Here is an 11,881-nt window from a genome sequence, read left to right as displayed (position 1 = left end):
TCATTTTATTGCAAAGCACTAACGTTTTAACTTGCACAATTCCAAGCAATACACGACTTAATTGGTTAATTGGCTTCTTTCAGTTTCGCATTATTACGCGCTGTTGATTTGTCCGCCAAACGCTTATTCGACTTAATCAATTCAATCTCGTCGCTAAGAATATTCGCTGCTTCAATCAAAAATACGTCTTTCGCTTCCTTGTTAGCTTTTTCTGCCGCTAACTCCGCAGCCAAGCTACGTTCATTGCCTTGCAAGCCATCATCTTGCGTTGCGAGCTTCGCTGCTGCGTCTGATTTCTTGTCGGCGGGTTTACCTTTTGAGTCTAAAGTCGCACGAATCGCTTCGCGGTCTTTAATTTTCTTTTCACGCAAATCACGTTCAACACGACGCTCTTCTTCATTCAAAGAAATTACCTTTTTCTCTTTTTGCTTTTTGAATTCCGCAATATCTTCATTAATGAATTGGAATTCCTTGTCCTTAGCGATACGCATTTCATGACGCATCTGCAGCATGGCTTGAACATCTTTTAAATTGCCAACCGTATGATAATTCGCCGGCTTAATCTGCACCCAAGGTAAAGCGTTGTCATAACTGGATTCACCATAGCTGTCTGCATCGACAAAACTAGGATATGCGATATCTGGTGTCACACCACGCAATTGTGTTGTACCACCATTCACACGGAAAAACTGAGCAATAGTCATTTTCAAATCGCCGTACTGAGGCTTTTCGCTACGAGCCATTTGATCAAGACTAATCACCGTTTGCACCGTGCCTTTACCAAAGCTGGTTTCACCAATAATCAAGCCACGACCATAATCTTGTATCGCTGCAGCAAAAATCTCAGACGCAGAAGCGGAGCCACGATTGATCAGTACGCCCATGGGTCCACCCCATGCAACCACGCCAGCACTATCGCTCTCAACGTGCACTTCGCCGCGAGAATTGCGTTGCTGTACGACTGGACCTTTGCCGATGAACAAACTGGTCAATTCGACTGCTTCGTTCAAAGAACCGCCGCCGTTATCGCGCAAATCTATCAGTACGCTATCAACTTTTTCCTTCTTCAACTCAGTTAAAAGTTTTGCAACATCGCGTGTGGCGCTCTTAAAATCTTTGTCGCCACGACGACGCGCATCAAAATCTTGATAAAAAGTCGGCAAGGCAATCACACCAATACGGCGCAATCCTTCGGCCGTTTTGACTTCTTGTATGGTCTTCTTCGCGGCTTGTTGTTCCAAGGTGATTTTGTTGCGCACTAATAAAACTGTTTTATGCGCGCCATCCGGTCCTGCGTCCGCAGGCAATACGTCTAACAATACAGTCGTGTCTTTTGGGCCACGGATCAGCTTGACCACATCATCCAGACGCCAGCCCATTACATCCACAGGTGTGCCATCCGCACCTTGACCAACACCGACAATACGATCACCGACCTTCAATTTACCAGACAAGGCCGCCGGACTACCCGGCACCATTTCACGTATCGTTGCCATCTCATCACGGTCTTGCAAAGTCGCACCGATACCTGTCATCGACAAACGCATCTGAATATCAAAATCTTCGGCTGCTTTTGGACCAAGATAATTCGTATGTGGCTCTACGGACATTGCATACGCATTCATAAAGAGTTGGAACACATCTTCACTCTTCAATTTATTCATACGCGTCAAAGTCGACTCATAACGCTTGTCCAAAGTCGTTTTAATCGCTGCCGGTTCTTTGCCTGCCAGTTTCAAACGTAACCAATCATTCTTGACACGCTGACGCCAGAGATCGCGCATCTGGTCGATGTTCTGTGGCCAAGGCTCTTTTTCGCGCTGATAGCGATAGACTTCTTTTTGCGAAAAATCAAAATCGCTGTTCAACAACTCGCGTGCATACGTCAGGCGCTCTTTGAAACGCTGATGATACAAATTAAACATCGCAAAAGGCGTACTTAAGTCTTGCGACAAAATGGCATCATCGAGCTTATTCCGTGCACCGTTAAACTGGTCAACATCTGATTGCAGGAAAAAAATTCTATCCGCATCCAAGGATTTCAAGTAGCGATCAAATATCTTCTCAGACATCGCATCATCCAGCGGTGTCGCTTTGTAATGAAAGCGAGTCAAGAATTCTGCGGCCATATTGGCTGCTTGAATTTGTTGTGCTTGCGGTTGGAAACTAATGGTAGCGGCTGCTTGATTGGCAGCACTGGCGGTTTTATTGTCTAAGGCAGAACTGGAGTCTGCAAGAGCAAAATGGGTGGAGATGGCTATGGCAACCATCATCCCGATAAAGGTTTTTTTCATCTTCATTCTCCAATTATTCGTATTTAACACATCCGCGGTATTGGTCTGAACCATTAGTTCCAACTATTGAATCCATTACATCAAATATGTTTTTAAAATTCAATATAAAACAGCAATTTTCAATAGCGAAATACGAATATCTTTATTTACTTTGCGCTCCCCTATTTTATAAATCAAAACAGTGAGCACATAAAGCCTGATCCACAAAGGATATTACGCTCTAAGCATATCACTTGTTGACTAATCGCACAGCAAAGGCCAATTCATCTTCTTGCAATTTAGCGCATTTTTTTGTAACGATTTGTAGTTGAGACCCGTTTGAGTATCCTAAGTTCATTACAAAAGCATCTAAGTTCATCGTAAATTTTCAAAGAAAGCAGGCAATTCGCATTCAAAGCAAAATTTAAGAAGTTTTTTCGGTTCTTTTCGAAGTTTCAATGTCACAAAAATTTGCCTGCAGTTTTTTATTTTTCGCCTACACTAAATTTACCTAGGGAAATTTCGACCACATTATCCGAAGCTAGGAACTCAAAGCACGACTATTTTGTAAGCATAAAGGGAGATCAAAATGAATATCTTTGACAACTATGCAGCGCGTTACGAAAAAACCCGTGAAGAAGAATATTCACTACAAGAGTTCTTAGATTTATGCAAAAAAGACCCGCTCGTCTATGCTTCAGCGCCAGAACGTATGTTGGCAGCCATAGGCGAGCCCGAGCAAATCGACACCCGCAACGACTCGCGACGTTCGCGCATCTTCTCCAATAAAATCATCAAAATCTATCCTGCTTTCCGCGAATTCTATGGCATGGAAGAAGTGATAGAACAAGTCGTTTCCTACTTCCGCCATGCAGCGCAAGGCTTAGAAGAGCGTAAACAAGTACTGTATTTGCTAGGACCGGTCGGCGGCGGCAAGTCATCAATTGCCGAGCGACTCAAATATTTGATGGAAAAAATCCCCTTTTATTGCATCAAAGGTTCCCCCGTCAATGAATCGCCACTCGGGCTGTTTAACGAGGAAGAAGACGGCGCGATTTTAGAAGAAGATTTTGGCATTCCACGCCGTTATCTCAGAACCATCCCTAGTCCTTGGGCAGTCAAACGCCTGCATGAATTTGGCGGCGACATCAATCAATTCCGCGTAGTGCGGCGCTATCCCTCAGTGTTAAAGCAAATCGCCGTATCGAAAACCGAGCCAGGCGATGAAAACAATCAAGATATTTCATCATTGGTCGGCAAAGTCGATATTCGTAAATTAGAAGACTATTCGCAAGATGATCCCGACGCCTACAGCTATTCCGGTGGTCTCTGCCTCGCCAATCAAGGTTTGATGGAATTCGTCGAGATGTTCAAAGCACCGATCAAAGTTCTACACCCTTTATTGACCGCCACACAGGAAGGTAACTTCAAAGGCACGGAAGGCTTTGGTGCAATACCGTTTGAAGGCATTATTTTGGCGCACTCGAATGAATCCGAATGGAAAACTTTTAAAAATAATAAAAACAACGAGGCATTCCTGGATCGCATCTACATCGTCAAAGTACCTTACTGTCTGCGCGTTTCGGACGAAATTAAGATTTATGAAAAATTGATACGCAGCTCGTCTTTATCGCAAGCACCTTGTGCACCCGGCACCTTCAAAATGATGGCGCAGTTCTCGATTTTGTCGCGCTTAGTCGAGCCAGAAAATTCCAGCATCTTCAGCAAAATGCTAGTGTATGACGGCGACAATCTAAAAGACACCGATCCCAAAGCCAAATCGCGGCAAGAATATGTTGATTATGCTGGCGTTGATGAAGGCATGAACGGCATCTCCACCCGTTTCGCTTTCAAAATTTTGTCTAAGGTCTTTAACTTCGACAACACCGAAGTCGCGGCCAATCCTGTGCATTTGCTATACGTGCTAGAGCAACAAATTGAACGCGAACAGTTTTCGCCCGAATTAGAACAAAAATACCTGTCCTACATTAAAGAATATCTGGCGGCACGTTATGCCGAATTCATAGGCAAAGAAATTCAAACAGCGTACCTCGAAAGCTATTCTGAATACGGACAAAATATTTTTGATCGCTATGTCACCTTCGCGGATTTCTGGATACAAGACCAAGAATTCCGTGACCCCGACACAGGCGAGAGTTTCGATCGAGAGTCACTCAATAGCGAACTAGAAAAAATCGAAAAACCGGCGGGAATCTCCAATCCCAAAGACTTCCGCAACGAGATCGTCAATTTCGTCCTGCGTGCCCGAGCACAAAACGGTGGCAAAAATCCGACATGGACCAGCTACGAAAAACTGCGCACGGTCATTGAGAAAAAAATGTTCTCCAATACCGAAGAGCTGTTGCCAGTCATTTCATTCAACGCCAAAGCCAGCAGTGATGATGCCAACAAGCATCAGGAGTTCGTCAGTCGTATGGTGGATAAAGGGTATACCGCGAAACAAGTTCGATTGCTGTGTGAATGGTATTTGAGAGTAAGGAAGTCGTCCTAGATGAGGAAGGATGTGGAGACGCGATGAAATACTCCTTCCACTTCAAGGGGAAGGCTGGGATGGGGATGGGTTTAAGTCGTGCGACAAAGACAGAAAATTACTCCACGAAACCCCATCCCCACCCTAGCCCTCCCCTTGAAAGGGAGGGTACTTTTAACGGCAATCCGACTTGTATAGAGATCTGAGAAAGTAGTTACAGACCAACAGCAGCAACAGCAACACCAAAGCCTCAAAAACAGAACTTGTTCGGGAGCACAACGTGGTACATCTAATCGACAGACGAGTTCAAGGTAAAAACAAATCTGCGCCAAACCGCGAGCGTTTTTTGCGTCGCTATAAGGGTCAGATCAAAGACGCAGTCACGCGCGCGATCAAAGGTCGCTCCATCACCGATATGGATAGCGGTGAAAAAATCGCAATCCCAGTCAAAGACGTCAACGAACCAAATTTCGGTCACGCTCACGGCGGCGTATGGGAAAGCGTCAATCCCGGTAACCAAGAATATCAAACTGGCGACCAGATAGAACGCCCCAAAGGCGGCGCTGGAAAAGGCAAAGGTCAAGCCGGCAATAGCGAAGAGATCAGCGAAGATGAATTCGTATTTCAAATTAGTCGCGAAGAATTTCTCAATTACTTTTTCGAAGATTTAGAGCTACCCAATTTAGTCAAAACCCAGCTCACCGCCATCACCGATTTTAAAAATCAACGCGCAGGCTATAGCACCACAGGCACAGCGTCATCATTGCACGTGTTACGTTCTTTACGAGGGGCATTAGGCAGGCGCATTGCCGTCGGTGGCAAATCCAGCAAGCGCTTTAAAAAAGCCGAAGAAGAACTCGCTGAATTATTAGCCCAGGCTAGTGACAACCAAGACCCCAGAATCCTGTCCCTGCGCCAAGAGATACATCATCTACGCACACGCTTACTAGCAATTCCTTTTATTGACCCTTTCGATCTGCGTTACAGCAACCGCATCAAAGTTCCTAAACCCACCACGCAAGCCGTGATGTTTTGCCTGCTCGATGTGTCTGGCTCTATGGATGAAAAGAAAAAAGACATCGCCAAGCGTTTCTTCATCTTACTTTATCTATTCCTGCAACGCGCTTATGAAAAAATCGAGGTCGTCTTCATTCGTCATCACACCGCCGCACTCGAAGTCGATGAAAAAGAATTCTTTCATTCACGCGAATCCGGCGGCACCATCGTATCCTCTGCTCTGCGCTTGTTGACCGAGATCATACAGACCCGCTACGCTTCAGGCGACTGGAACGCCTACGTCGCGCAGGCATCCGATGGAGACAATTGGGACAATGATTCTGTCATCTGCAAACAAATTTTGATGAACACCATCATGCCCATGGTGCAGTACTACGCCTATGTCGAAATCACTGAGGGCGAGCCACAAAATCTGTGGCATGAATACACGCAAGTCAAAGAACAAAAATCCCATTTTGCCATGCAAAAAATCGAGGAGCCAGCCGACATCTATCCTGTGTTTAGAGAACTCTTTAAAAAACAAAGCAAATGAGGCTGAGAGGACATCCGTATGAATAGCCACAATGCCAATCAGGAAGATATGCGTGATGCCGAATTAAAGAACGTCACGACCAAGCCACGCAATCCGCGACGCTTACCCGATCAATCCGAATGGACCTTCGAACTGATAGAACAAGCGCACGAAGAGGTCGCCCGTGTCGCCAAACATTTTCAGCTAGACACTTACCCAAATCAATTAGAAATCATCACCGCCGAACAAATGATGGATGCCTATGCCTCAGTCGGTATGCCGGTGTCGTACAACCACTGGTCCTTCGGCAAGCATTTTTTATCCACTGAAAAAAGCTACAAGCGCGGTCACATGGGACTGGCTTACGAGATCGTCATCAACTCCAATCCTTGCATCGCCTACCTGATGGAAGAAAATAGCCTCACCATGCAAACCCTGGTGATCGCGCACGCTGCTTACGGTCATAATTCCTTCTTCAAAGGTAATTACCTGTTCCGCACCTGGACCGATGCCGACGCCATCATCGACTATATGGTCTTCGCCAAACAATACATTAGCGACTGCGAACAACGCTACGGCATAGAAGCGGTCGAGCTCTTAGTCGATTCTTGTCATGCCTTACAAAACTATGGCGTAGACCGCTACAAACGTCCCGCTAAAATTTCACTGGCCGAAGAAAAAGAAAGACAGGAAGAGCGCGAGCGTTATCTGCAATCACAAGTCAATGATCTGTGGCGCACCGTCCCTAGGCGCGAAGATGTGGTCAGCGAAGAAGAAGTGCGCCGCTTCCCAGACGAGCCACAAGAAAACCTGCTTTATTTCATAGAAAAATATTCGCCGCTATTAGCGCCATGGGAAAGAGAAATCGTGCGCATCATCCGCAAAATTTCGCAATACTTTTATCCACAAAGACAAACGCAAGTGATGAACGAAGGCTGGGCGACGTTCTGGCATTACACCATTTTGTACCAGCTATTTGAAGAAGGCATTGTCGGTGATGGCTTCATGATGGAGTTTTTACAAAGCCACACCAACGTCATCTATCAACCACCCGTCAGCAGCAAATACTACAACGGCATCAACCCCTACGCGCTAGGCTTCGCCATGATGAGCGACATTCGCCGCATCTGCGAACATCCAACCGAAGAAGACCGACTCTGGTTCCCCGATATCGCTGGTGCAGACTGGCTAAAAACCCTGCACTTCGCCATGCGCAATTTCAAAGACGAAAGCTTCATCGCCCAATATTTATCACCCAAACTGATACGCGACTTTCACTTCTTCGCGATCTTGGATGACGACAGCAAAAAGACTTTAAGCGTCTCCGCCATCCACGACGAAGCTGGCTATCGCAGCATACGTCAACAACTGGCAGGCCAATACAACCTCGGCAATCGCGAACCCAACATCCAAGTCTGGTCAGTCGACCTACAAGGCGACCGCGCCCTCACCCTGCGCCACAATCAATACTTACGTCGCCCATTAAACAATCAAACTTCAGAAGTCTTAAAACACGTCGCGCGGCTGTGGGGATTTGATGTATATCTAGAGACAGTGGATAGCAATAATCAGATTATTGCTACGCAGGAGTGTAAGTTGGAGAAACGCAAGGGGCGGCGGGGGTGATGATTCTCTAGCTCCAATTAACTAGAGATAATCATATTCAAAATTCATTCTGCCAGAACGATAACTGATAATCCCAAAGTGATTCTGAATCGTCTGGAACATAAAATTCAACGGTACAAGGGCGATCAGGAAACTGACATTTCAATTTTGCCTCGTAAATTTCCTTAATTACTGTGCCCAAATAAATGATCTTATCTTTGGTCAAATCAGTCGCACCACAATGCAGATGTGCGATATGAAAATGATTCATCACCCATTCAACAGATTTTCTTGTACTCCCAGGTTGCCGCTCAAAACCACGCAGTGCTTCTTGCGAAAACTCACTGAACAGAAGATAACCTTCAAATTCAACAAACTCGGGCCAAAAAATTGTTGTGTATCCGACCGCCAAGGAGAAAGTGCCTAGGCTTTCAGCCCAAGTTTGTAAACTCACCCCGGCTCCATCATTCCAAGACACAAGTTCTGACTTCATACTTTCAGGAATATTCATTTAGGCCTTTGTAAAATTTATCCATTAACGGAAGACTGTAGGTGCGATTAGCATCGCGTAATCGCACGTATGCCGTCTTTCACCTCCGGCCGTATTCAAAAAAACATACGCGAACCACATTCTAAATCAGCTTTATAAACCGACTACACTAAATTTCATCATTTGAAACATCGCCGTTTTCATACGTGCGATTACGCGATGCTAATCGCACCTACGAAGAAATGATTTCGCAACGGAATGTGGTCTGTTGTGACTTGCCAATGCTTCATAAAACGGCTCACGATTGTCCAACCGTTACTCGTTTTGAGTTATTGGCACAGTATCGTAGGGTAGGCACGTCCTTTGTGCCCACGCGGATTGTTTGGATTATCGGCAAATATTTCTCTTTGTGCTTTATCGTTTTCACCTTTTTCAACCGTCACGCGTTGCTACGATGAAGCCGTGCCCACCCTACGATTTTGCTGTCGAATTGGTATGCAAAAAAAGCGAATCACGGCACTTTAACCGCAGCAATATCTGATACAAACAACCAAAGCATAGCCCGTCGATAAGTATCCCCAATTGTCGCAGCATGCGTGCCCCCCTCTAGCTTGATCAGGTTAACAGTCCAAGGCGCATCGGCGCGAGATGACCAAGTCGTTCCCCACTCGGTTGCGTTACGCTGTCTTAATTCGGTGTCGCGGGTGCCTGAGGCTATGACGAGCTTCAAGTCTTTTCTAGTATGACTTGACGCTGCTTCAAAAAATCGCGCACGTCCTGGCGCTAAGGAGGGATTACTGGCGATGCGACCCCAAAATAAGTCGGGGTCTTCCAGCGCCGACCACAAGACAAAATACCCGCCGCGCGATTGTCCAACTAACACGCGTTTAGCGGCATTGGCGCGGAATTGTTTTTCTATTTTGGGTATCAGTTCGCTTTTCAAAAAAGCTAAAAAGCGTGGCGCACCATCTTCGCCTGGCTTGGCGTCGGCTGCGGGTGCGTTGAAGTCGATGTCGCGTTTATTGATCGCGGGATCAAAGCTGCCATAGCTGATGCCAACGATGATCGCTTCGGGCAATTTCTCGTCGAGGTTCAAGAAAAGATGCGTTGGTGCCAGTAGCGGAAACAGACTATCGCCATCGAGCACATACACCACAGGATAAGTCTTGGCATCGCTGGCTTGATAGCCTAGTGGAAGTCGTACGTTGATATGAAAATCTCTGCCTACATGGGTCGATTTGATTTTGAAATAATCGCCTTGCAATGATGGTAGATGATTGTAACTTTGGTTGGATTGCGTCTGCACTATCGATTGATTGGTCGATGCACATGCGCTGACTAAGAAGGAGAAAAACAAAATGACAAAAAGTTTCATGTTCTAATTTACTCGAAGCGACATTAATGGTGGCATTGTAAATTAAATGCATAAGTTAACTTCACAAAGTTTGTTGCTCGGCACACCGCTTCTTGCAAGCTGTTTTCGTTCGTACGAGGACTCGCAACTCATCGCACCTAGCAGTTTAATAATCGGTTGAATAATTCAGCCTCAGAGTCAGTACTTATCGGTTATCATACGAGGAACAACATGATTAAGTTCCACTAGCAGCCCGCCCTAGCTAACCAAAAAGAACTAAACCCAAAATGACGACTGAGCCGCTTAGCACGCATCCTATCCCTGTTCGAAGCAAGCCACGCAATCTTGCCACTGTCGTGGTGGAACATCTGACGGCACGCATTAAAAGTGACGATTTGAAAGTCGGGGAAAAATTGCTGACCGAATCAGAAATCATGCAAGTGTATGGCGTCAGCCGCACGGTAGTTCGCGAAGCGATTTCACAGTTAAAAGCAGCGGGCTTGGTCGAAACGCGCCACGGCATTGGCACGTTTGTACTCGCACCTTCGCATCATCTGGGCATGCAAAATTCGTCCATCATCACCGTCAGAGATGTACTGGATGTCTTGGAAGTTCGTATCAGTTTAGAAACCGAAGCCGCCTGGCATGCCGCAACACGGCGCACGGAGTCGCAAGTCACCGAACTACGCGACGTACTGCAGCAGATGCGCGACACGGTAGCAAGCGGCGTACATTCTATCGAAGCTGATGTGCGTTTCCATTTATTGATCGCCCGTGCGACGGGAAATCAATATTTTGTCGAGTTACTCGGGCATCTTGGGCACACGCTAATCCCACGTGCTCGCCTAAATACGGCGCAGCTCAACCACGACGATCCTGGCGCTTATCTGAGTCGGGTACAACATGAGCACGAAGCTATTTTTAATGCGATTTTGGGCAAAGATCCTGAAGCGGCTCGGGCTGCGATGCGTACCCATTTGAGTAATAGTTGGGAGCGATTGCGATTGGCACAGGAGGCGATTGAAGGTGCTAAAGCTTAGTCTTATTTGGGAAACGGAGGCGTTCTGTTTTATCGTTTCCTAGCCTATAGCCGCACCTAGATTGATCAAGTTAACTGCCGCTCAGGACTTGCCTCTTGATTAGTCGATTTTTTTTGCCGTAATGAAACTTCACGGTATTCTGAAGGTGTCATTCCCACCGTCGCTTTAAACATGCGAGAAAACGCGCTGTGATCTTGGTACCCGCACGAAGCTGCAATATCAGTAATGCTGCGACTTACGTCTGCCAGCATAGTGGTCGCAGCATCGAGCTTTACCTTGATCATGAATTGACGCGGTGTCAGTGAAAATATTTTTTGAAAATAACGTTCTATCTGAGCCACCGACAAATTAGTAATGTGTTCTAACTCAGCCATTTGTACATTCTCTGCATAATGCGTATGAATATGGCGCACTGCCGCTGCGATGCGGTGATACACGGGATGCCGCTGATCTGGCATGCCCAAATCTCGGGAAGTACCCGTCAGGCCAATAATATGGTGGTCTTTATCACGCAAAGCAAACTTATTCGTTAGACACCAGCCCGGGTCACGATCGGGATAAAGATGTAGTTCCAACTGATCTTTTACGTCATGACCGTGCAATAAAACCAATTGATCCTGCTCTGCATAGGTATGTGCCAAGCTTGGAGGAAACACCTCTTCGGCACTACGACCCAACAATTCATCTTTGTCCTTCAAGCCGCAACGAAACACCAGTGTCTTATTAACTACAACATAATTACCTTGCAGGTCTTTTACAAAAAAGACCACGTCAGGCATTGCATCAAACAAAGGTTCTGCAAAAAAAACATCGTTAATGGACTGTGCCAGTACTTGCTTCGAAGCGTTATCGATCACAGGAAGCTTCGCCAGCATAGAATTTTGTAACATATTTATTAACGCCTCAAAAATGTAAGGAAATGCAATCGCTGGTAAATACTGACTTACACCAAATTGGATTTGGAAAAATGTCGAAACTTCAACAAAATATTATCTCAATTCAAACAATTTGAAAATCAACTTTGTGAAAAATAAAGTAGATTTCATTAGTTTCCTTATGATTTATTGATTAAATCACCATTTAGCAAAATGGCTTGGCTA

8 protein-coding genes are annotated in these 11,881 nt (G+C 45.8%); 4 read left to right on the top strand and 4 right to left on the bottom strand.

Going from position 1 to position 11,881, the window contains the following annotated elements:
• Positions 1-65: 65 nt before the first annotated feature.
• On the bottom strand, positions 66-2,294 hold the full coding sequence (locus ACO0KZ_RS06870; protein WP_422994090.1) for a carboxy terminal-processing peptidase: 2,229 nt from the start codon (positions 2,292-2,294) through the stop codon (positions 66-68).
• 568 nt (positions 2,295-2,862) lie between these two features.
• Between ACO0KZ_RS06870 and ACO0KZ_RS06865 the strand changes: the two genes are divergently transcribed.
• The 3 genes from ACO0KZ_RS06865 (at position 2,863) to ACO0KZ_RS06855 (ending at position 7,918) form a co-directional block, all read left to right on the top strand.
• Positions 2,863-4,785, top strand: coding sequence for a PrkA family serine protein kinase (locus ACO0KZ_RS06865; protein ID WP_422994088.1), 1,923 nt, complete (start codon positions 2,863-2,865; stop codon positions 4,783-4,785).
• A 259-nt stretch (positions 4,786-5,044) separates the two neighbouring features.
• Positions 5,045-6,313: a YeaH/YhbH family protein gene (locus ACO0KZ_RS06860; protein ID WP_422994086.1), complete on the top strand. Its 1,269-nt coding sequence runs from the start codon at positions 5,045-5,047 to the stop codon at positions 6,311-6,313.
• 48 nt (positions 6,314-6,361) lie between these two features.
• Positions 6,362-7,918, top strand: a complete 1,557-nt coding sequence (locus tag ACO0KZ_RS06855) for a SpoVR family protein (RefSeq protein WP_422994853.1) — start codon at positions 6,362-6,364, stop codon at positions 7,916-7,918.
• Between the two features lie 37 nt (positions 7,919-7,955).
• On the opposite strand, the gene ACO0KZ_RS06850 is transcribed toward ACO0KZ_RS06855, so the two are convergent.
• Together ACO0KZ_RS06850 and ACO0KZ_RS06845 are read right to left on the bottom strand one after the other, a co-directional pair.
• Positions 7,956-8,408: a hypothetical protein gene (locus ACO0KZ_RS06850; protein WP_422994084.1), complete on the bottom strand. Its 453-nt coding sequence runs from the start codon at positions 8,406-8,408 to the stop codon at positions 7,956-7,958.
• Between the two features lie 490 nt (positions 8,409-8,898).
• A complete protein-coding gene (locus ACO0KZ_RS06845) occupies positions 8,899-9,762 on the bottom strand; it encodes an alpha/beta hydrolase (RefSeq protein WP_422994082.1) in 864 nt (287 codons plus the stop codon).
• A gap of 266 nt (positions 9,763-10,028) precedes the next feature.
• On the opposite strand from ACO0KZ_RS06845, the gene ACO0KZ_RS06840 reads away from it, so the two are divergent.
• Complete coding sequence (locus tag ACO0KZ_RS06840; RefSeq protein ID WP_422994080.1) at positions 10,029-10,781, top strand: FadR/GntR family transcriptional regulator; 753 nt, start codon at positions 10,029-10,031, stop codon at positions 10,779-10,781.
• A gap of 65 nt (positions 10,782-10,846) precedes the next feature.
• On the opposite strand, the gene ACO0KZ_RS06835 is transcribed toward ACO0KZ_RS06840, so the two are convergent.
• The gene (locus ACO0KZ_RS06835) at positions 10,847-11,671 is read right to left on the bottom strand and encodes a helix-turn-helix domain-containing protein (protein ID WP_422994078.1); all 825 of its coding nucleotides are present in this window, start codon (positions 11,669-11,671) and stop codon (positions 10,847-10,849) included.
• Positions 11,672-11,881: the final 210 nt, after the last annotated feature.

Origin of the sequence: Undibacterium sp. Di24W (assembly GCF_049340325.1) — a bacterium.
GTDB lineage: Bacteria > Pseudomonadota > Gammaproteobacteria > Burkholderiales > Burkholderiaceae_D > Undibacterium.
This window is presented reverse-complemented; position numbering and strand designations above follow the sequence as displayed.

Bases quoted from the DNA above. Each gene is read 5' to 3' on its own strand.
- ACO0KZ_RS06870 (WP_422994090.1), bottom strand. From the start codon at position 2,294: ATGAAAAAAACCTTTATCGGGATGATGGTTGCCATAGCCATCTCCACC.
- ACO0KZ_RS06865 (WP_422994088.1), top strand. From the start codon at position 2,863: ATGAATATCTTTGACAACTATGCAGCGCGTTACGAAAAAACCCGTGAA.
- ACO0KZ_RS06855 (WP_422994853.1), top strand. From the start codon at position 6,362: ATGCGTGATGCCGAATTAAAGAACGTCACGACCAAGCCACGCAATCCG.
- ACO0KZ_RS06850 (WP_422994084.1), bottom strand. From the start codon at position 8,408: ATGAATATTCCTGAAAGTATGAAGTCAGAACTTGTGTCTTGGAATGAT.
- ACO0KZ_RS06845 (WP_422994082.1), bottom strand. From the start codon at position 9,762: ATGAAACTTTTTGTCATTTTGTTTTTCTCCTTCTTAGTCAGCGCATGT.
- ACO0KZ_RS06840 (WP_422994080.1), top strand. From the start codon at position 10,029: ATGACGACTGAGCCGCTTAGCACGCATCCTATCCCTGTTCGAAGCAAG.
- ACO0KZ_RS06835 (WP_422994078.1), bottom strand. From the start codon at position 11,671: ATGTTACAAAATTCTATGCTGGCGAAGCTTCCTGTGATCGATAACGCT.